The following is a 19,581-nucleotide window of genomic DNA, read 5'->3' as shown; positions in this document are numbered from 1 at the left end:
GGCAAGGCGCCGGTTCTTCGGCTCTTCGTCCTGGACCTCGCTCCCGCCAATCGTGATGCGGCCCGCACTCAACCGCTCGAGCCCGGCGATGCAGTTCAGCAGGGTGGACTTGCCGCAGCCGGAGGGGCCGAGGATCACGGTGAACTCCCCGCCACGCAGCTCGGCGTCGAGGCCGGGGATGACAGGGGTGTCGCCGTAGGATTTCACCAGCCCGTGCAGGCCGATGGCGGCGGTGGATCGAGGGCCCATCATGGTCATTTCTCCGACAGGGTCAGGCCGCGGACGATACGGCGCTGGAACAGCGCGATCAGGATCAGCGGAGGCAGGGTAACGAGGATGGCGCCAGCCATCTGCAGGGGGAAGTCGGGGATGCGGTCCGCGTCCTCCTGCAGCCGGGTCAGGCCGACAACGGCCATGGTGCGCGCCGGCGAGGAGGCAGCAACCAGCGGCCACATGTACTGGATCCAGGCGCTGATGAACATGTAGATGCCAAGCGCGGTCAGCGGTCCCTTCGACAGCGGCAGCAGGATATCCCAGAGGAACCGCAGCGGCCCGACGCCGTCCACGATGGCGGCACGTGCCAGTTGCGGCGGGATGGTGCGGAAGAACTGCACGAGGATCATCGTGCAGGACCCCTGCGCCATCAGCGGGATCGATATCCCGGCATAGCTGTCCAGCAGGTTCCACCGCAGGTCCAGCGGCCCGCCGAACAGCGCCCCCCACCAGCCACCGAGGTTGGCCACCACGTTGAGCGGCAGGGCGACATTGGCGGTGACCTGGTAGGCGGTGATGATCATCAGCTCGAGCGGCAGCATGATCGAGGCCACCACCAGCGCATAGACCAGCCCCCGGCCGCGTCCGGCAAAGAACACCACGGCGTAGCTGGTCGTCACCGCCAGCGCGACGCGTCCCGCCGCCACGATGGCCCCGACGATGATCGAGTTCAGGGTCTGCCGTGGCAGGTCGGTGCGCGACCAGACTTCGCGCATGTTGTCGAGGAAGTGGCCGCCGGGGATCAGCGAGAAGTTGTTGCGCAGGAAGTCCTCGTAGCTCTGGGTCGCGGTGATCACGACGAAGACCAGCGGTGTCAGCACGAAGAGCAGCCCGGCAATCAGGATCGCCCCTGCGACCCGGTCGATGGAGGAGGTGTTCTCGATCATCGGTCGTAGTTCACTTTGCGTTCGAGGAAGACGTACTGGAAGCCGGTGATACAGGCGACGAGCGCCATCAGGATCACCGTCTGGGTCGCCGCGCCTGACAGGTCGTAGGCCTTGAAGCCGTCGGAATAGATCTTGTAGACGAGCAGGTTCGTCGCACCGCCCGGCCCGCCGTTGGTCATCGTGTCGATCAGGCCAAAGCTGCCCGAAAGGCTGTCGGCCACCTCGAGCACGATCACCACGAAGAGTTGCGGCGTCAGCAGCGGCAACTGAATGTCCCAGAGCCTGCGCCAGGGGCCCGAGCCATCCATCGCACCCGCCTTGTGCAGCTCCTGCGGGATCGCCTGCAGACCGGCCAGAAGGATGATGAAGGTGAAGGGGATGGCGTTCCAGACATTGGTCACGAACAGCATGATATAGGTGTGTGTCACATTGGTGCGCGGGTTCCAGAAGCCGGGCCAGATCTCGTTCAGCGGCGCCAGGATGCCGAGGAACGGGTTCAGGATGAACACGAAGATCACCCCGATCGAGGCCGATGCCACCGCCTTGGGCCAGATGAACACGTTGCGCGCCAGCGGAGAGAGCTTCAGCGCCCGGTCAGCGGCCAGCGCGAGGATCAGCGCGGTCAGGATCGACGTCCCCGAGGCGAGGACCATGTAGAGCAATGTCGCCCCGGCAGAGGACCAGAACTCACCCGAGCCCAGCACGCGACGGAAGTTCTCCAGTCCGACGAACTCCGATCTGCCACCGAAGGGCTGCTCGAGGTGGAAGGCCCAGAAGAAGGCCAGCGCGATCGGCAGGTAGAAGAACAGGAAGAGGACGATCAGCTGCGGCGCGCTCAGCCACCAGGGCAGCCAGCGGGATCGGAAGATTTCCTGTTTCATGGGGACTCCGGGAGAGGTCGGTCAGCGGTAAGGCAGCCGGCCCCCAGGGGGGGGCCGGCACGGGCCAGAGGCCATGCAGGGGCCTGCCGTTCAGGGCAGCTTGGTGCCTTCGTAGGTCTGCTCGAAGCGGCGCAGCAGGTCGTTGCCACGGGCCGCGGCCGCGTCCAGCGCCGCCTGCATGTCCTGCCCGCCGGTGAAGGCCTTCTGCGTCTCTTCCATGAAGATGTCGCGGAACTGCACGTAGAACCCGAGCCGCACGCCTCGGCTGTCCTCGGACGCGGGCTGGTTCAGGCTTTCGACACCGACGCCAGCCGTGGCGAACTGCGGATCCCCGGACAGGCCCGCTGCCTCCAGCGCCGCGAGGCCGCTGTTGGTCACGGGCACGTAGCCGGTGATGCGGGTGAACTCGATCTGCTGTGCGTCGCCGCGCAGGAAATCGAGGAAGGCACGCGCCCCGTTGTAAGAGGGTTCGTCATGGCCCTTCATTACCCAGATCGAGGCGCCGCCGATCAGCGTGTTGTGGCGGTCGTACCCTTCGTACATCGGTGCCATGGCGATCTCGACCTTGTCGCCCAGGGCCGCGAAGGCTGCGCCATAGGATCCGGTCGAGCCTTCCATCATCGCGCATTCGCCACTGTTGAAGGCGGTGGTGTACTTGCCCGCCGCGGTATCCGCATCCAGCTTCACCAGCCCCTCATCGCGCCAGGCAGCCAGGTTCTGCAGGTGCTCGGCGACCGGCCCGGTGTTGAAGGTATACTCGGCATCCAGACCGCCGTAGCCGTTGTTCCGGCTGGCGATGGACAGGCCGTGACGGGCCGAGAACTGTTCCAGCACGCGCCAGGGGTGCGCATCGGTGGTGAACGGGCAGTCGATGCCGGCATCCTTCAGCACACGCGCCGCCTCGATCACGCCTTCCCAGGTCTGCGGCAGCTCGTCGACTCCGGCCTGCGCCAGCAGCTCGCGGTTGCCGTAGAAGATCAGCGTCGAGCCGTTGTAGGGCTGCGAGAACAGTTCGCCGGTCGACGTCTCGTAGAACGAGCGGGCCCCGTTGATGTAGTCGCCCCAATCGACGTCGGGGGCGACATCCTGCACCGGCAGCACCGCGCCCGAGAGCATCAGGTCAAGCGTCCCTGCGTCGAAGAACTGGATCAGCACCGGATGCTGCTGCGAGCGGTAGGCCGCGATCGCCTTCTGCATGCCGGTCTCGTAGCTGCCCTGGCCCACGCAGGAAACGCGGTGCTCGGACTGGCTTTCATTGAAGGCTGTACAGGCGGACTGGATCGCCTCTTCGCCGGTCCCGGTATTGCCATACCAGAACTCGAAATCGGCGGCCTGCGCGACGGGCGCGGCAACCATCAGCGCAAGTGCGGAAAGGGCGGATTTGTTAAGCATGTCGGATCCTCACGGGACGGGAGCAGGAGCGCCGGAATCGGCATGCGGCCTTAATAACACTTTATGTGTGACAAGCTGGTGACGTGCCGAGAATGTCATTAACTTCTTGAAAAAACTTCAGATCACATGAATTGTGACCAGATGAGCGCCCAGTTCCGAACCTTCCCGTCCGATCCCACCAGCCTGCTGCCTCTGCGCTTTCGCCGTCACGGGGCCGCCGTTGTCAGTGGCAACGAGCGGCAGATGCTCTCTGCCGTCTGGCAGGATCCCGAACAGACCCGTGCCTCGCTCACCGGCCAGATGGAGCTGACCCAGCAATCCGTGCACCGGCTGCTCTCGACGCTGCACGGCGACGGCATGGTCCTCTTCGGGCCGCTCGTCCCACCGAAGCACAAGGGCAAGCCCAGCCCGCGCCTGCTGCTGAACCCCCGTTTCGGCTGTGCGCTCGGGGTCTCTCTCGACACCGACCGCGTCGGCGTGGCCTGCATGGATTTCGCCGGCGGCCATGTCACGCGGCAGTTCTCCATCGCCGGCGACAGCGTCACGGCCGTGCTGGACCGCCTCGACGCCGAGTTCGACGCGCTCCTGGCGCAGACCCGGTTCGGCAGGGACGAGGTTCTGGGCATCGGCTTTGCCATCGCAGGCTACCTGATGAAGAGCGGGCGCTACAATCCCCCCGACCCGCTGGTCCACTGGTCCGAAATCGACCTGGCGCGCTGCGTCTCAGAGCGCTTCGGCCTGCCGTGCTGGACCGACAATTCCGCCAACACCGCCGCGCTCTGCGAAGCGATCTTCGGCCTCGGGCGACAGCACCGGGATCTGGTCTACCTCTCGTTCAACTACGGCTTCGGCGCCGGCATCATTAACCAGGGGGACCTGCTGCGCGGAGCCTTCGGCAATGCGGGCGAGATCGGGATGATCTTCACGCCCGAGGAATCCGGCATCCGGCCCGCGCTTGGCCTGCTGCTGGCGCGCCTGCGCGAGGCCGGTCACGACGACCTGCACGACATCGAGGAGCTGGACCGCGTCACGACCCCGATGTCCCCCCATGTGACAAGCTGGGTCGCGCAGGTCGCGCCACAGCTCAACCGGGTCATCAATGCCGTCACCGCCGTCGCTGACCCCGCCTGCATCGTTTTCGGAGGCCAGGTTCCGCGCGCCCTGGCACAGGCCTTCATTGACCGGGCCGAGTTCTATGCCCGCCCCCGCCATGGTCACCTCAACCCCTTGCCGGAACTCGCGATTTCCTCTCTCGGACGCGAGACCCCGGCAATCGGCGCCGCCTGTCTGCCGCTGAAGGCGCTGGTCTTCTGAGGCGGGGGCCGTCCCCGCTCACGGCGCCACTTGTCCGGCATCCCGCCCGGCGACCTCTTCGAGGTCCAGCAGCAACTGCCGGATCACCGGGATTTCCAGCGAGCTCTTGCGGACATAGGCCCCGGTCGCCATCCGGCTGATCGGGGGATCGGTCGGGCGGGCCACCAGCCCCACGTCCTCGACACGGTCCGCCAGTTGCAGGGGCGCCATCAGCTTTGCGCCGAACGCCCGGGTCAGGTCGAGCGCCGTGGTGAAAGAGGTCGAATGCGCCCGGAAGGTTGGCGGCGACAGCTTGTGCTGGGTGAAATAGCGACGCAGCAAGGGGACGTTGTCGGTCGCCCCCTGGTAGGCGACCCACTCAAGCCCTTCCAGGTCTTGCGGCGTGAGTCTTGCCTTGCTGGCCAGCGGGTCATCCGCAGGCATCATCACCGAATGCTCGATTTCCGACACCGGGATGATCTCGATTTCTTCGGCCGGCGAGAGCGGTTCAATCGCCCCCAGCACCACGTCCACCCGCTCCTCGCGCAGCATGGGCAGGGTGACCGCGTTCTGATCCGCGATCAGCTCGAAGCTGAGGGCTGGAAAGCGTTTGCGCAGGCGGGTGAAAAGCGGGGTGACGTAGCGCAGGTGATAGAGCGGCCCTGCCCCGACGCGCAGGGTCTCCAGACCCATGCCCATCAGGGTGTTCAGCTCTTCGTAGGCGCGGTTGTACTCGGTCTCGATCCGCTGCGCGCGCGCCAGGAACCGACGCCCGGCGGCGGTCAGGCGCATTCCCCTCCGGTGACGCTCGAACAGCGGCGCGCCCAGTTCCTCTTCCAGGTTGGCCAGCCGCTTGGTCAGCGACGGCTGGGTCAGCCCGATGCGCTCCGCCGCCGCCGAGAGGTTGGCCTCCTTCGCGATTGCCAGGAAGGCCTGCAGGTTCCGATCCATGAGGTATTCCCGTTATCTATGGTGAGACCTTCTAAAAGCGATTTTACAGAACCCCTGACGCAAGACAAGCTATGGTGCACTACCAAGGGAGGGGCCGTTGCGGACCATTTTCGTACTTTTTGACTCATTGAACAGGTCCACCCTGGGGGCCTTCGGGAATACCGCCTTCCCGACCCCGAACTTCGATCGTCTCGCCGCGCGCGCGGTGACCTTCGACACGCATTACGCCGGGTCCCTGCCCTGCATGCCGGCACGGCGCGACATGCACACGGGGCGGCTGAACTTCACCCACCGGCCCTGGGGCCCGCTGGAGCCCTTCGACAATTCCTATGCCCAACTGCTCAGCACGGCGGGTGTCTATACCCACCTCGTCTCGGACCATCAGCACTACTTCGAGACCGGGGGCTGGGGCTATGCCCAGGCCTTCGACAGCTGGGATTTCATCCGCGGCCAGGAGAACGATCCGGTGGCGGTCTTCGCCGTGCCGCCCGTCGAACGCATCCGCCAGCGCTTCGATCCGCGCCATTATCCGACCGACGGGATGGAGCCCGGGCGCACCGCCACCCGGCGCACGCTCAGCAAGAACGTCTGGAAGCGTTCGCGCCATGCCATCAACCGGCTGGAGGTCCGCGAAGAGGACGACTTTCCCACCGCCAAGTGCTTCCGCCAGGCCTTCGACTTCCTCGACCGCAACCGCGACAGCGACGACTGGTTCCTGCAGATCGAATGTTTCGACCCGCATGAACCTTTCGACGCCCCCGAACGGTTCAAGGCGCTGTTCGATACCGGCTACGACGGGCCGATCCTCGACTGGCCGCTCTACGAGAAATGCACCAACTCGTCGGAGGAGATCGCCGAGATCCGTGGCAACTACGCCGCACTGGTGTCGATGTGCGATGCCTATTTCGGCAAGCTGCTGGACTGGATGGACGAAAACGACGCCTGGTCCGACACCGCGCTGATCCTGACCACCGATCACGGCTACCTTCTGGGCGAGCATGAATGGTGGGCCAAGAACCGGATGCCCTACTACGAGGAAATCTCGCATATTCCGCTGATGATCTGGCACCCCGACGTGCCCCGTCGGGCCGAGGGGCGGGTCACGGCCCTGACCCAGACCGTCGACCTGATGCCCACCTTCCTCGACCTGCACGGCGTCACCGCGCCAGAGGAAGTGCGGGCCCATTCGATGCTGCCGCTGCTGCGCGGGGAAAACCCGCAGCGCGAGACGGCGATCCTGGGCATGTTCGGCGGGCCGATCTGTGCCACCGACGGCCGCTACACCTATTTCCGCTTCCCCGAAACCGGCGACCCCTCGGCCCTGCCGCTCTATACCCTCATGCCCAGCCAGATGGAGGAGCTGTTCTCGGTCCGCGACCTGTCGACGGCAGAGCTGGTCGAGGGCTTCGATTTCAGCCAGGGCGCGCCGCTGTTGCGGATCCGGCTGTCCGAGAAGCTGGGCGAGGCCGGCATGGGCATTCTGGACAACTGGCACGAGGGACATGTGCTCTATGATCTGAGCAGCGATCCCGGCCAGACCCGGCCCATCGAGGACGCGGCGGTCGAAGCCCGCCTGCTGGACGCGATCTGCGCCCACCTGAGGGCGCATGACGCGCCCCGGGACCTGTATGACCATTATGCGCTGACTGATAGGACGACGACGCCTTAGGACGACGTCGCCGCGCGACCCATCACCACATGAGGAGGAGGACCCCATGAAACATCTCACCACGACACTCGTCACGGCCCTGGCCCTGACGGCAGTGCCCCTTGCGACCCGGGCGGAGGATTTTCCCAGGCGGACGATCGAGCTGATCTTCCCCTGGGGGCCGGGCAACGCCATGGCCGGCAGCCAGCTTCTGGCCGATGCCATGGCCGATGAGCTGGGCGTCTCGATGCCCGTCATCTCGACCCCCGGTGCCGCCGGCACCAAGGCCTTCATGATCGCCATGAACAAGCCGGCGGACGGCTACACCATCCTTGACGGCTATGTCGCACCGCTGGTGCTGCAGCCGGTGCTGGGCAATGCCGACTGGACCTATGACGACTTCATCCCGCTGCATGCGGCCTCGTCCAACGCCTTCGCCATCGGCACCTCGGCAGAGAACGACCGCTGGGCCGACTTCGAAGAGATGATGGCCTATTGCGCCGAACACCCGGGCGAGCTGCGCTATACCACCGGCTCGCGCAACAACCTGCCCCACATGGTGATCGCCAAGGCCCTGCAAAGCTATGACTGCGTGGCCCAGAACATTCCCTACACCGCCAACGCCGAAGGCATGTCCGATCTCAAGAACGGCGTGCTGGACTTCGGCTTCATCAACGTGGGCGAGTTCCAGCAGAACGGCGACAACTACGCGATCAAGCTGGTGCTCTCCGAGCTGCCGGCCAGCGCCGAGGCCTTCGGCAATGCGCCCTCGATCGCCGATCTCGACATCGACCTGGGGCTGAGCGGCCTGGCTCCGCTGGGCTGGAACTGGTGGCTGGTGCACAAGGACACGCCGCCCGAGCGGGTCGAGGTGCTGCGCCAGGCGATGAAGGCGGCAACTGCCAACCCCGAGGTGCGCGCCAAGGCTGCCGCGCTCGGCTTTGCCTTCCTTGACTGGGACTGGGATCAGTACGACGAGGTCGTCGGCCCCGTCGCCGGTCAGCTCAAGGCCATGGGCGATGCGCTGAAATGGGAAGAAGAAGAGCTCTCGAAGCTCTGATGCGCCCCGTGACGAGCCACAGCCGGAAGATGGAATGATGATCAGGAAAATTCACGCCGAGTGGCTCGTCACGCTGCTCTTTGTCGGGGTCGTGGCGCTGGTGTTCCAGCAGGCGGCCACCGACATGGCACGACAGGGCATCGCCTCGGGCGGGCCCTATGACAACGCGGCCGCCTATCCCAAGGCCATCGCCGCCCTGCTGGGCGGCATGGTCGCCCTGCAACTGGCGCTGCGGCTGCTGCGCGCCCGCAGCGACGAGGGCCCCGACGCACCGGGGGTGCCGTTGCGCGCGCTTCTGCGCCCGGCGCTGATGGTGGCGATTTTCGCGCTCTACCTCGGCAGCCTTGCCCCGCTGGGCTACCACCTCACGACGCCACTCATGCTGGCCGCCCTCATGCTGCTGGCGGGGATCCGCAACCCGGTCGCGATCCTCGTGCCGGCGCTGCTGATCTCGCTCGGGTTCTCCTTCGTCTTCGAGGCCTGGCTCAAGATCGTGCTGCCCGGCGGCTTCCTTCACCTGAACATCCCCTGGTAGATCATGCTTGCCCAATCGCTCATCCAAGGACTCGATCAGTTCTTCACCCCGCTGACGCTGATCCTCACCACGCTGGGGGTCATCTTCGGCCTCGTCGTCGGCGCCCTGCCCGGCCTCGGGCCGCTCATGGGGATCGTGCTGATGCTGCCCTTCGCGGTCGACATGCCGCCGGTCTCGGCCATGGGGTTCCTGATCGCTATCGGGGTCGGAGGCTCCTGCGGGGGGTCGATCTCGGCGATCCTGCTGCGCATTCCCGGCACGCCGCTGGCGGCGGCAACGCTGTTTGACGGCTACCCCATGGCCCAGAAGGGCCGCGCCGCCGATGCCATCGGCATCGCCATCTCGGCCTCGGCGCTCGGCGGGCTGTTCGGCGGGCTGGTGCTGATCCTGACCGCCCCGGTGCTGGCCGATTTCGCCTCGAATTTCGCCCCGCCGGAATATGCCATGCTGGCGCTGACCGGGCTGATTTCCATCGCCGTCGTCTCGGACGGATCGCTGCTGAAGGGGCTGATGACCGGCGCCCTCGGGCTGCTGATCGCCACCATCGGCACCGACGAGTTCTCGACCGGCTTCCGCTTCGCCTTCCACTACGAGATGCTGAACGGCTTCCATATCGTCGCCATCGTCGTGGGCATCTTCGCGGTCTCGGAAATGGCCCAGCAGGTCCAGGCGGGCAACCTGAACGAGAAGCCCACGGTCAAACCCGTCCGCCCCGGCTTCCGCAGCGTGCTGCTGACCCTGCGCCACTGGAAGAACCTGCTCAGGTCCTCGACCATCGGCGCGGCTTTCGGCGCCCTGCCCGGAGTCGGCGGCACGATCTCGACCTTCGCCTCCTACGCGGTGGCCAAGGCCATGTCCAAGCCCGAAGAGGGCTATGGCAAGGGCGCCGAGGGCGGCGTCGTCGCCACCGAAAGCGCCAACAACGCCACCGTCGGCGGTGCCATGGTGCCGACCCTGGCCCTGGGCATCCCGGGCGAGGCGGCCTCGGCGGTGCTGATCGGAGCCATGCTGATCCTCGGCTTCTTCCCCGGCCCGGCCCTGTTCGCCGACCAGCCCGAGATCGCCGGCGGCATCTTCCTGGTCTACCTGTTCTCAAACGTCTCGCTGCTGGTCGTCGGCATCGTGATGACCCCGGTCTTCGTCTGGGTGCTGCGACTGAAGAAGAGCTACCTGGTGCCCGTCGTCCTGCTGCTCTGTGCCATCGGCACCTTCGCCCTGCAAAGCTCGGTCTTCGATCTCTGGGTGATGATGGGCTTCGGCGTGGTCGGGATCCTCCTGCGAGCGGGGGGCTATCCGCTGGCGCCGCTGGTCATCGGGGTGATCCTGGGACCGCTGCTGGAGAACAACCTGCGCCGCTCGCTGCTGATCTCGCGCGAGGGCTACTGGATCTTCCTCGACCGGCCGGTCTCGGCGATCCTCGTGGCGGCCAACGTGTTGCTGATCGCCAGCGCGATCTTCTGGACGATCCGCCTGCGCAAGGCGCAGCGCGCCCGCCGCGCCGAGAGCCCCGACTGAGGGGCGCCGCAGTGAAGATCCTGCCCATGTTCAAGCGCCTCCGCACCCGGATCATCGCCCTTGCCACGGCCCCCTTCATGGGGGCCCGGGCCCTCGGACAGATCAAGCGCTACGACCCGGCCCGCCACTACATGCGCGGGCCGGGTCCGGCCAGTGAAAGAAATACCGACTAGGGGCTGCGGCCCGGCGCGCGCTCAGCGCGCCGCAGGGCCGCGATTGATCCCGTCGAGCCAGGCCGCCATGGCGCTCAGCGCCCGGTCACAGGCCGCGCAGCGACCGATGAAGCGCAGGTAGCCATGGGTCAGCCCCTGCCCCGCCTCCAGCGTCACCGCCACCCCTTCGGCCTGAAGCCGCTCGGCATAGGCCCGGCCGCTGTCACGCAGCGGATCATGTTCGGCCACCGCGACGAAGGCGGGCGGCAGTCCTGCAAGGCTGTCGGCCATCAGGGGCGCGCAGCGGGGCGAGGAGAGCAGATCGGGATCGGGGCAATAGGCCATCTCGACCCGGGCGTCGAGGCGGATCATCGGCCCCGCCCCGTTTTCGGTGTAGGAGGGGCGCGAGCGGTCGAAGTCGCAGGGCGGATAGGCCAGCAGCTGGCCGGTCAGGGCAACCTCGCTGCCGCGCAGGTCCAGCGCCATGACGGCGGCCAGGTTGGCCCCGGCGCTGTCTCCGCCAACGGCGATCCGACCCGGGTCGATACCCAGCAGGGCGGCATTGGCATGGCTCCAGCGGGCGACGGCGGTACATTGGTCGATCGCTGCCGGGAAGGGCACTTCGGGCGCCAGGTCATAATCGACGCTGATCACCGTCTGCCGGTTCATCGCGGCAAGGCTGGCGGTGATGTCCCAATGGGTTTCCGGGCTGCCCTGCACCCAGCCACCGCCGTGCATGTAGATCAGGCAGGGCTGCACGCCGCCCGAGCAGTGGCGGAAGACCCGCACCCGCACCGGACCGGCCTCGGTCTCGATCCAGTGCTCGGTCCGGGCGTCCACGTCTTCGGGCATGGGGCCGCGCATGGCGTGGCTCATCACCTCGAACCGCGTCCGCCTCTGGGCCGGGGTGGCGCCGGGCGGGAGGGCCTCCCATCCTGCGGCCCACTCGTCGAGGCAGCCTTGCAGTTGCGGGTCGATCATGAGGGGCCCTCCGGTGCTGTCAGGTCTTCAGAAGCCAGGCGTGGTCTTCCTGGTTGTGGAAGCGCCAGACCCTCCGGGGCCCGGCCATGACGTTCAGGTAGTACAGATCGTAGCCATGGAGGGTCGCGCAGGGGTGATAGCCGCGCGGCACCAGCACCACGTCCCCGTCCGACAGGCACATGGTTTCGTCCAGCGAGAGATCGTCGGTGTAGACGCGCTGGAAGGCATAGCCCTGGGGCGGGTTCAGCCGGTGATAATAGGTCTCTTCCAGCTGGCTTTCCCCGGGCAGCGCGTCGCGGTCATGCTTGTGCGGCGGGTAGGACGAGGTATTGCCGCCGGGGGTGATCACCTCGACCACCAGCAGCGACTGCGCCGCGCCGTCGTCCTCGGGCATGATGTTGTGCACGTGGCGCAGGTTCGAACCCGTGCCGCGCCGTTCGACCGGATGGGTGCCGGGCGGGATCGCGCGGGCGGCGAAATCGCCGCCTCCGGGGGCCGAGCAGACGGCAAGCTCAAGCGCGGTGGTGGCGGTGACCGCCCAGTCCGCGCCGGCGGGAACATAGAGCGCATGGGGCGGCCCGTCGAAGGGGCTCATCCGCTCGCCCAGTTCGCCGAAGTCATGGCCTACGGCCTGCGCCTGCCCACGGCCGGACACCCAGACCAGGCAGGTCTCGCGGTCGCTTGCCGCCCCTTCGAGGGTCTCGCCTGCCGCCAGTCGATGGACCTCGAAGCCGACATGGCCCCAGCCTGCGCTTTCAGGCGTCACACGGGTGATGCAGCCGCTGTCCCGCTGCGGTTTCAGTTGCAGATCGGCCATGCTCAGACCCTCCCCTCTTCCAGGCGCGTGACCTGCAGGCCGGCGCGGGCGCAGACCTGCAGGATCGTCTCGTATCCCATCCGTGCATAGGCTTCGGGCGGGGCGCTGGCCGGGTCCTGCTCGGCCTCGACCACGATCCAGCCATCGTAGCCCATGGCCTTCAGCCGGTCCGCGACCGCCTGGAAGTCGATGCAGCCGTCGCCGGGCACGGTGAAGGCCCCGGCGATCACCGCCTCCAGGAACGAGCGGCGGTTGTCCCGCACGTCCCGCACCACCCCGGGCCGGATATCCTTGAAATGGACGTGATGGACCCGCTCGGCCCAGCGGTCCAGGGTCGCCAGGACATCTCCGCCGCCGAACAGCAGGTGCCCGGTATCAAAGCACAGCGTCACCTCGGGACCGCTGGCCGCCATCAGCCAGTCGACCTCCTCCTCGGCCTCGATGATCGAGCCCATGTGGTGATGATAGGACAGCACCGTGCCCGCCCCGGCCACCCGTTTCGCCAGTTCCGAGAGCTTGCGGGCATAGGCCCGCACTCCTTCGCGTCCCAGCCGGGGACGGTCATTGACCGGCACGCCGATATCCCCCTGAACGGTGTTCGAGCATTCGGAATAGACGATGCAGGGCGCGTCCAGCGCGGCGAACTGCGCCACCTGGCCCCGGATGGCCTGCCATTCGGTCTCGACGTCGTTGACCAACAGGTTGCCCGAGCACCAGCCGCCGCAGAGCGCAAGGTCGTGCTGGTCGAGGTAGCCGCGCAGGGCCTCGGTGCCCTCGGGCATCTGCCGCCCGCGCTCGACGCCGCGATAGCCGATCCCGCGCGCCTCGCGCAGGGCCTGGTCCATCGTGTACTGCGCGGTCAGCTCCGGCAGGTCGTCGTTCTGCCACGAGATTGGGGAAATGCCGATCCTGATGGCCATGTCAGTCTCCGATCAATCAACAGGGTTCTGCCGCGCCGCATTCTGGGCGTGGCGGGCGCGGGCGGCGTCCAGGCGCGGGCCGTCCCCGGCCTGCGGGACGGCGACGTCCCACCAGTGGCCGCCCAGATCGAGGCCCGGCGCGGCATCGGTGTCGATCACGATCACCGTCGGAATGTCCCGGTCGCGGGCGGCGAGGATGCGCGCCTCGAGATCCGCGATATCGGCGGCCTTCTCGGCGTGGGCCCCCATGGCGCCGGCATGGGCCACGAAGTCGATCTGCGGCAGCGCCTCGAGATCGGAGTCCTTGTACATGTTGCGGAACTCGGCCCCGCCGCTGGCGATCTGCAAGCGGTTGATGCAGCCGTAGCCCCGGTTGTCGGTCAGCACGACGGTAAAGGGCACCCGCCGCATCACCGCCGTGGCCAGCTCAGAGTTCGCCATCATGTAGGAGCCGTCGCCGACGAAGCACACGACATCCCGCTCCGGCGCGGCCAGCTTGATGCCCATGGCGCCGGCGATCTCGTAGCCCATGCAGGAATAGCCGTATTCCATGTGATAGCCCCCCGGCGCCGCCTGCCAGAGCACCTGAAGCGCCCCCGGCATGGTGCCCGCCGCGCACATGGCGACGGTGCGGTCGGTGGCCGTGCGCTGCACCGCGCCGATCACCTGGGCATCGGTCGGCAGCCCCGCCGCGACCGGTGCGGCGGTGACGGCGCGAACCGCCTCCTGCCAGCTGTCCCGCGCCGCGGGATCCTGCCAGCCAAAGCGCCTGTCTCCCATCAGGTCCGACAGGGCCACCAGCGCCATGCGCGCATCACCGACCACGGGCAGCGCGCCATGCTTGGCCGCGTCATGTCCCGCAAGGTTGATCGACACGAAACGGCAGTCCCTGTCGAACAGCGCCCAGGAGCCGGTGGTGAAATCCTGGAACCGCGTGCCGATGCCCAGCACCAGGTCGGCACGGGCGGCCAGCGCATTGCCGCAGCCCGAGCCGGTCACCCCGGGCGATCCGAAGTTGTGCGGGTTGTCGCAGCCAAGCACGCCCTTCCCGGCCTGGGTTTCGACCACCGGGATATCGTGCCGGGCGGCAAAGGCCGCCAGCGCTGCCTCGGCCCCGGAATAGAGCACCCCGCCCCCGGCGACGATCAGCGGACGTTCGGCGGCGCGCAGCGCGGCCAGGGCATCTTCCAGCTCTCTCGGGTCGGGCATGGGGCGGCGAATGCGCCAGATGCGCGGCTGGAAGAAGGACAGCGGGTAGTCATGGGCTTCGGCCTGCACGTCCTGGCAGAAGGACAGGCAGACCGGCCCGCAGTTCGCCGGATCCGTCATCACGCGCAAAGCGCGCGGCAGGCAGGTCAGCAGATGCTCAGGCCGGGTGATCCGGTCGAAGTAGCGCACGACCGGGCGGAAGCAGTCATTGGCGGAAACGGTGCCATCGTCGAAATCCTCGATCTGCTGCAACACCGGATCGGGACGGCGGTTGGCGAAGACATCGCCGCAGATCATCAGCAGCGGCAGGCGGTTAACATGGGCCAGGGCGGCGGCGGTGACGAGGTTGGTTGCGCCCGGCCCGATGGAGGTGGTGACCGCCTGCGCGCGCCGGCGCCGCTTGGTCTTGGCATAGGCAATCGCGGCATGGGCCATGGTCTGTTCGTTCTGGCCGCGCCAGGTGGGCAGCTCATCGCGGTAGCGGTGCAGCGCCTCGCCCATGCCGGCGACATTGCCGTGGCCGAAGATTGCCCAGACGCCGTCGATGAAACGCTCGCCCTCTTCGGTCATCTGCACGGCCAGCCATTTCACCATGGCCTGCGCCGCGGTCAGTCGGATCGTTTCGCTCACGCGGCTGCCTCCTGCGCGTCCTGCCGCGCCCTGTCCCAGATGCTGCACAGCCGCGCGAACCTCTCGGTCATCTGCGCGACGGCCTGTGCGTCGTCCATCCCGCCCGCCATCCAGGCGCGCGCCGCATCGGCAAAGATCGTCCGGCCGACGGCGAAACCCCTGACCAGATCGAACCGGGCGGCCACCGCGAAACTCTCGGCCAGTTCGGCCTCCGGCGCATCGAGACCCAGCACGACGATGCCGCGCGTATGGGGATCGTTGCGCTCGATCGCCGCCACCGCCTGCTGCCAGGCCGGGACCGAGCGCATTGGCTCAAGCTTCCACCAGTCGGGATAGACGCCAAGATCGTAGAACCGCTGGATCAGCCGTGCCGTGGTGTCCTCGGCGACGGGTCCGACCTTCGAGGGCGCCAGTTCCAGCAGGAATTCCAGCCGGTTGCGGCGCGCGGCGGCGAAAAGCCTGCGCACCGTCTGTTCCTGGGCCGCCCAGATCTCGGCGCTGTCGTCGGGATGGCAGAAGCAGAGCACCTTGACCACGTTCTCGCGCGCCCATTCGACCAGACCGCCGAGGTCCGGCCCCAGCTCGGGCTCCAGCTCCAGCGGGCGGGCACCGGGCCATTCCACCGGCCGGCCGATCCACAGCCCGGTGCCCGAGGCGCGGTGCAGGGCGCGCCGCCCGATGCGGTTGTCGCAGAGAATGCCGTAGCCGCGGCGCCCCGCGCGCACCGCCAGCGCCGCGTCGAGGCACAGGTCCTTGAACCGCGCGCCCTTCTCGGGCGTGAAGCCCTGCATCTCTTCCAGCTGGATCCGGTGGTCGAAGGCCAGCACCCTCAGGTCGAGCCAGGCATTCGCCCGGGTGGTCGACCAGTGCAATTGCTCCAGCTCGGCATCGTTGCGCAGGTCGGGGCGCTGCACGCCGCGCCGGATCAGTAGGTTCAGTTCCTCGAGGCTTGGATAGGCCGGGGTGCAGCCGTGACGGCTGACCGCGAAGGCCCCGCAGGCATTGGCATAGGTCAGTGCGACCGGCCAGGGCGCATCCTCCAGCCAGCCCTTCAGCAGCCCCGACATGAAGCCGTCGCCCGCGCCCAGCACGTTGAATACCTCGATCGGGAAGCCGGGGCCGCTCTCTCCGCCGTCCAGCGTGTCTGGGATCGCTCCGGCAAAGGCCACGGCGCCGAGCGCGCCACGCTTGCAGACCAGCACCGCGCCCGACAGGGCCCGCACAGCGCGCAGCGCCGCGAGCGTGTCGGTGGTGCCGCCGGCGATGTGGAACTCTTCCTCGGTGCCGACGATCAGGTCGAAGAGGTGCAGCTTGGCCTGCAGCGCCCGCGTCACCGTCTCGGAGGCGACGAAGCGGCTTTCGCCCTCGCCATGGCCGGCCACGCCCCAGAGGTTCGGGCGGTAGTCGATGTCGAGCGCGGTGCGCACCCCTGCCCCGCGCGCCAGGTGCAGTGCCTTGAGCAGCGCCGCCTCGGTGCGCGGATGGCTGAGATGGGTGCCCGTGGCCACCACCGAACGCGCCGAGGCGATATAGCCCGGATCGATGTCATCCTCGCAAAGCGCCATGTCGGCGCAGTTCTCGCGGTAGAAGATCAGCGGAAACTGTTCCTCGTCGCGGATGCCCAGCAGGACCAGCGCCGTCAACCGCTGGGGATCGGTGATCACGCCGCGGGTGTCCACGGCATTGCGCGCCAGCTCTTCGCGGATGAAGCGGCCCATGTGCTCATCCCCGACCCGGGTGATCAGGCCCGAGCGCAGCCCCAGCCGCGCGGTCCCGCAGGCGATATTGGTGGGTGACCCGCCGATATACTTGTCGAAAGAACCCATATCCTCAAGCCGGCCACCCACCTGTGTGCCGTAGAGATCCACCGAGGATCGCCCGATGGTGATGACGTCCAGCTGTGTCACGTCCGATCCTGTCATGAACTCCCCCTGCTCTCCGCGCCCTGCGGTCTCCATTCCGCACGGATGAAACATTTGTTCCACACGGTAGTCAATATGGAATATCCACATCTCACCCGAAGATGCCTCCCTCAGCCTCCCAGCCGGCGCCGCTCGGCCACGGCTACGGGCAGGGCCATGGTCAGCGCCATGCTGGCCGAGAGAGAGCGGAATCCGTTGAAGGCCTGTTCCGCGACCTCGAACCAATGGCTCGCCAGGGGGGCCAGCGGTGACAGGGCCGAATCCGTGATCGCGATGATCGGCACACCCGCCTCGGCCAGCTCTTCCGCCAGCCCGATGGTGGCGGGCGTATAGGGCGCGAAGGAGCAGACCACCGCCGCATCGCGGGGGCCTGCCGTCCGCACGATCTCGCTGTCGACGGCCATGGCGCTGTCGACCATCATCGTCCTGATCCCGAGGGTGCCGAAGGTGTAGGCCATCTGTGCGGCCAGCGGATAGGCCCGCCGCCGCGACACCAGGAAAATCGTGTCAGCCTTGGCCAGAACGCTGACAGCACTGCCGAAAACTGCCGAATCCATGCTGGCTGAGACACCGTCGAGCGACTGCCGCGCCGCCCGGAAGAACCCGTTCAGCAGTGCGCTTTCATAAGTATCTCCGGCGACATCGGTCTCGATCTGACGCAGCCGATCCTCGTAGACCGAGGCACGGCTCTTGAGCCGCTCGCGGAACACCGTCTGGAAGTCGGAAAAGCCCTGGTAGCCGAAATGCTGCGCCAACCGGATCAGCGTCGAGGGCTGCACCCCTGCAGCCGTCGCCACGCTGGCCGCCGTGCCCAGGGCGATGTCATCGGGATTCGCCAGGGCGAATTGCGCCGCCTGGCTCAGCCGCCGGGGCAGCTCCCCCGGTTTGGCGGCGATCATCTGGCGCAGCTCGTCGAAACTGCGCGGCGGAACGCCCGTTTCAGCTTTCCCCTCGGGACCTCTGTCATTCATGCTTGACCCACTCATTCATTGGTGGAAGAAAAATTCCATATTTTTGGAATCGCCGCAACAAATAGTACATGAATTGCGGCCCCGACGGTGAAGGTGCGCGCATGACGTCGCTCGGAATTGGTCTCATCGGGACCGGATACATGGGAAAATGCCACGCGCTGGCGTGGAATGCCGTCGGGCCGACCTTCGGCGACACCCCGGCGATCCGCCTGGTGCACCTGGCCGAGGTGGATGCCGACCTGGCCCGCACCCGCGCCGACGCCTTCGGCTTCGAGAAGGCGACCGGCAACTGGCGTGACCTGCTGGCTGACCCGGAGGTCGAGGTAATCTCGGTCACCACGCCAAATGCCTTCCATCCCGAGATGGCCATTGCCGCCCTTGAGGCCGGCAAGCACGTCTGGTGCGAGAAGCCGATGGCGCCGAAGTTCGAGGACGCGCTGCAGATGCGCGACGTGGCCCGGGCCTCGGGCCGCATCGCCGCGCTTGGCTACAACTACATCCAGAACCCGATGATCCGGCAGATTGCCGACCTGCTGGCGCAGGGGGCCATCGGCAGGGTCACCCACATCCGCGCCGAAATGGACGAGGATTTCATGGCCGACCCGGAGGAGGTCTTCTACTGGAAGCATGATGCAAACTCGGGTTACGGCGCGCTGGATGACTTCGCGGTGCATCCGCTGTCGCTGATCACCACGCTGTTCGGGCCGCTGGACCGGGTCACCACCGACATGGCCCGCCCCTACCCCGACCGCCTCACCTCAGAGGGCGACCGCCGCCCGGTCGAGACCCATGACATCGCCAACGTGTTGTTCCGGATGAAGGACGGCGCCTCGGGCGTGCTGATGGCCAACCGCTCGGCCTGGGGGCGCAAGGGACGGATCGCCCTGCAGATCTACGGCTCGGCCGGGTCGATCACCTATGACCAGGAACGGATGAACGAGGTCGAGGTCTACCGCGCCGGGGGCGATGCCGCCGAGGCCGGGTACACCCGCCTTCTGGCCGGCCCCGCCCATCCGATCTACGGCCAGTTCGTCCCCGCCCCCGGGCACGGGCTGGGCTTCAACGACCTGAAGGTGATCGAGTGCTGTGAACTGCTGAACGCCATCCACGGCCGTCCGGCCCATCTCATCGACTTCGAGAAGGGTATCGAGATAGAGCGCAGCGTTCACAAGATGGCCGAGGCGTATGAGGCGCAAAGCTGGGTCTCGGTGACCTAGAGCGGTATTGCGCCCCCGCGGCAGAAGTGCCCCCAAAGGAACTGCCCGGGGCCTGCCCGTGACGGGCGCGGGCCGCCGAGGCGCCCCCCGAGCGGACCGCCAAGGCGGGTGCATGTCCCCCAGCCGCCGGGCCCACGCAGGTCGCGGCTTCGGGGGCGTTGCTGCGGCGCATCGGCCAGATGTCCAGCGCGCTGAAGCCCCGGACGGGACCGGTGGCACCGACCGGAGAGAGGGGCCGCAGAGCGGCAGCGGCGATGCCATCCCTGCCACCCCAGCCCGGGGCAGCTCGACCCTAACCGAGATCGGGTTGCGCCAGGGATGACCGGC

The 19,581-nt window shown here is 67.4% G+C and carries 18 protein-coding genes; 7 read left to right on the top strand and 11 right to left on the bottom strand.

The features are described 5' to 3' along the window. From OS124_RS0116300 to OS124_RS0116285, 4 genes are all read right to left on the bottom strand, one after another. The coding region (locus OS124_RS0116300) for an ATP-binding cassette domain-containing protein (protein ID WP_040607407.1) at positions 1–252 on the bottom strand (252 nt) is incomplete at its 3' end. A 2-nt stretch (positions 253–254) separates the two neighbouring features. Next, positions 255–1,160: a carbohydrate ABC transporter permease gene (locus OS124_RS0116295; protein ID WP_010140864.1), complete on the bottom strand. Its 906-nt coding sequence runs from the start codon at positions 1,158–1,160 to the stop codon at positions 255–257. After that, on the bottom strand, positions 1,157–2,041 hold the full coding sequence (locus OS124_RS0116290) for a carbohydrate ABC transporter permease (protein ID WP_010140863.1): 885 nt from the start codon (positions 2,039–2,041) through the stop codon (positions 1,157–1,159). The genes OS124_RS0116295 and OS124_RS0116290 overlap by 4 nt, the downstream gene beginning before the upstream one ends. A 90-nt stretch (positions 2,042–2,131) precedes the next feature. Then, positions 2,132–3,433: an extracellular solute-binding protein gene (locus tag OS124_RS0116285; protein ID WP_010140862.1), complete on the bottom strand. Its 1,302-nt coding sequence runs from the start codon at positions 3,431–3,433 to the stop codon at positions 2,132–2,134. 141 nt (positions 3,434–3,574) lie between these two features. Between OS124_RS0116285 and OS124_RS0116280 the strand changes: the two genes are divergently transcribed. Next, complete coding sequence (locus OS124_RS0116280) at positions 3,575–4,747, top strand: ROK family protein (RefSeq protein WP_050900909.1); 1,173 nt, start codon at positions 3,575–3,577, stop codon at positions 4,745–4,747. 18 nt (positions 4,748–4,765) lie between these two features. Here the strand turns inward: OS124_RS0116280 and OS124_RS0116275 are convergent, their stop codons facing one another. After that, on the bottom strand, positions 4,766–5,677 hold the full coding sequence (locus OS124_RS0116275) for a LysR family transcriptional regulator (protein WP_010140860.1): 912 nt from the start codon (positions 5,675–5,677) through the stop codon (positions 4,766–4,768). Positions 5,678–5,774: 97 nt separating this feature from the next. On the opposite strand from OS124_RS0116275, the gene OS124_RS0116270 reads away from it, so the two are divergent. The 5 genes from OS124_RS0116270 to OS124_RS27550 are packed head-to-tail and all read left to right on the top strand — an operon-like array spanning position 5,775 to position 10,608. Beyond that, positions 5,775–7,346 (top strand): sulfatase, encoded by a 1,572-nt coding sequence (locus tag OS124_RS0116270; RefSeq protein WP_029375506.1) that lies wholly within the window; start codon positions 5,775–5,777, stop codon positions 7,344–7,346. 46 nt (positions 7,347–7,392) lie between these two features. Beyond that, positions 7,393–8,385 (top strand): Bug family tripartite tricarboxylate transporter substrate binding protein, encoded by a 993-nt coding sequence (locus OS124_RS0116265; protein WP_010140857.1) that lies wholly within the window; start codon positions 7,393–7,395, stop codon positions 8,383–8,385. Between the two features lie 34 nt (positions 8,386–8,419). Beyond that, a complete protein-coding gene (locus tag OS124_RS0116260) occupies positions 8,420–8,920 on the top strand; it encodes a tripartite tricarboxylate transporter TctB family protein (RefSeq protein WP_010140856.1) in 501 nt (166 codons plus the stop codon). 3 nt (positions 8,921–8,923) lie between these two features. Next, on the top strand, positions 8,924–10,435 hold the full coding sequence (locus OS124_RS0116255; RefSeq protein ID WP_010140855.1) for a tripartite tricarboxylate transporter permease: 1,512 nt from the start codon (positions 8,924–8,926) through the stop codon (positions 10,433–10,435). 26 nt (positions 10,436–10,461) lie between these two features. Next, complete coding sequence (locus OS124_RS27550; RefSeq protein ID WP_168161479.1) at positions 10,462–10,608, top strand: hypothetical protein; 147 nt, start codon at positions 10,462–10,464, stop codon at positions 10,606–10,608. 21 nt (positions 10,609–10,629) lie between these two features. Here the strand turns inward: OS124_RS27550 and OS124_RS24965 are convergent, their stop codons facing one another. From OS124_RS24965 to OS124_RS0116220, 6 genes are all read right to left on the bottom strand, one after another. Then, positions 10,630–11,568, bottom strand: coding sequence for an alpha/beta hydrolase (locus OS124_RS24965; RefSeq protein ID WP_010140854.1), 939 nt, complete (start codon positions 11,566–11,568; stop codon positions 10,630–10,632). Between the two features lie 19 nt (positions 11,569–11,587). Beyond that, positions 11,588–12,385, bottom strand: coding sequence for a 5-deoxy-glucuronate isomerase (iolB, locus tag OS124_RS0116240; RefSeq protein ID WP_010140853.1), 798 nt, complete (start codon positions 12,383–12,385; stop codon positions 11,588–11,590). A gap of 2 nt (positions 12,386–12,387) precedes the next feature. Then, the gene (gene iolE / locus OS124_RS0116235; RefSeq protein WP_010140852.1) at positions 12,388–13,305 is read right to left on the bottom strand and encodes a myo-inosose-2 dehydratase; all 918 of its coding nucleotides are present in this window, start codon (positions 13,303–13,305) and stop codon (positions 12,388–12,390) included. 12 nt (positions 13,306–13,317) lie between these two features. Then, positions 13,318–15,108: a 3D-(3,5/4)-trihydroxycyclohexane-1,2-dione acylhydrolase (decyclizing) gene (gene iolD / locus OS124_RS0116230; RefSeq protein WP_237708132.1), complete on the bottom strand. Its 1,791-nt coding sequence runs from the start codon at positions 15,106–15,108 to the stop codon at positions 13,318–13,320. A 32-nt stretch (positions 15,109–15,140) separates the two neighbouring features. After that, positions 15,141–17,066 carry a bifunctional 5-dehydro-2-deoxygluconokinase/5-dehydro-2-deoxyphosphogluconate aldolase gene (locus tag OS124_RS0116225; protein ID WP_029375505.1) on the bottom strand — a complete coding sequence of 642 codons (1,926 nt, stop codon included), beginning with the start codon at positions 17,064–17,066 and terminating at the stop codon, positions 15,141–15,143. Positions 17,067–17,176: 110 nt separating this feature from the next. Further along, the gene (locus tag OS124_RS0116220) at positions 17,177–18,037 is read right to left on the bottom strand and encodes a MurR/RpiR family transcriptional regulator (protein ID WP_029375504.1); all 861 of its coding nucleotides are present in this window, start codon (positions 18,035–18,037) and stop codon (positions 17,177–17,179) included. A 68-nt stretch (positions 18,038–18,105) separates the two neighbouring features. Here OS124_RS0116220 and OS124_RS0116215 point away from each other — a divergent pair, with 68 nt between their 5' ends. Further along, on the top strand, positions 18,106–19,254 hold the full coding sequence (locus tag OS124_RS0116215) for a Gfo/Idh/MocA family protein (RefSeq protein ID WP_337459431.1): 1,149 nt from the start codon (positions 18,106–18,108) through the stop codon (positions 19,252–19,254). Positions 19,255–19,581: the final 327 nt, after the last annotated feature.

This window comes from Oceanicola sp. S124 (assembly GCF_000220565.1).
Taxonomy (GTDB): domain Bacteria; phylum Pseudomonadota; class Alphaproteobacteria; order Rhodobacterales; family Rhodobacteraceae; genus Pseudooceanicola.
The sequence above is the reverse complement of the archived record's forward strand: the minus strand, read 5'-3'. Positions and strand labels throughout refer to the sequence as shown.

What these genes read in the sequence shown, in the direction of transcription:
- iolD (WP_237708132.1), bottom strand. Translation starts at nt 15,108, where the DNA reads ATGGTGAAATGGCTGGCCGTGCAGATGACCGAAGAGGGCGAGCGTTTC.
- iolE (WP_010140852.1), bottom strand. Translation starts at nt 13,305, where the DNA reads ATGGCCATCAGGATCGGCATTTCCCCAATCTCGTGGCAGAACGACGAC.
- OS124_RS0116215 (WP_337459431.1), top strand. Translation starts at nt 18,106, where the DNA reads ATGAATTGCGGCCCCGACGGTGAAGGTGCGCGCATGACGTCGCTCGGA.
- OS124_RS24965 (WP_010140854.1), bottom strand. Translation starts at nt 11,568, where the DNA reads ATGATCGACCCGCAACTGCAAGGCTGCCTCGACGAGTGGGCCGCAGGA.
- OS124_RS0116280 (WP_050900909.1), top strand. Translation starts at nt 3,575, where the DNA reads ATGAGCGCCCAGTTCCGAACCTTCCCGTCCGATCCCACCAGCCTGCTG.
- OS124_RS0116290 (WP_010140863.1), bottom strand. Translation starts at nt 2,041, where the DNA reads ATGAAACAGGAAATCTTCCGATCCCGCTGGCTGCCCTGGTGGCTGAGC.
- OS124_RS0116225 (WP_029375505.1), bottom strand. Translation starts at nt 17,066, where the DNA reads ATGACAGGATCGGACGTGACACAGCTGGACGTCATCACCATCGGGCGA.
- OS124_RS0116255 (WP_010140855.1), top strand. Translation starts at nt 8,924, where the DNA reads ATGCTTGCCCAATCGCTCATCCAAGGACTCGATCAGTTCTTCACCCCG.
- OS124_RS0116285 (WP_010140862.1), bottom strand. Translation starts at nt 3,433, where the DNA reads ATGCTTAACAAATCCGCCCTTTCCGCACTTGCGCTGATGGTTGCCGCG.
- iolB (WP_010140853.1), bottom strand. Translation starts at nt 12,385, where the DNA reads ATGGCCGATCTGCAACTGAAACCGCAGCGGGACAGCGGCTGCATCACC.
- OS124_RS0116275 (WP_010140860.1), bottom strand. Translation starts at nt 5,677, where the DNA reads ATGGATCGGAACCTGCAGGCCTTCCTGGCAATCGCGAAGGAGGCCAAC.
- OS124_RS0116295 (WP_010140864.1), bottom strand. Translation starts at nt 1,160, where the DNA reads ATGATCGAGAACACCTCCTCCATCGACCGGGTCGCAGGGGCGATCCTG.
- OS124_RS0116260 (WP_010140856.1), top strand. Translation starts at nt 8,420, where the DNA reads ATGATGATCAGGAAAATTCACGCCGAGTGGCTCGTCACGCTGCTCTTT.
- OS124_RS27550 (WP_168161479.1), top strand. Translation starts at nt 10,462, where the DNA reads ATGTTCAAGCGCCTCCGCACCCGGATCATCGCCCTTGCCACGGCCCCC.
- OS124_RS0116220 (WP_029375504.1), bottom strand. Translation starts at nt 18,037, where the DNA reads ATGAATGACAGAGGTCCCGAGGGGAAAGCTGAAACGGGCGTTCCGCCG.
- OS124_RS0116265 (WP_010140857.1), top strand. Translation starts at nt 7,393, where the DNA reads ATGAAACATCTCACCACGACACTCGTCACGGCCCTGGCCCTGACGGCA.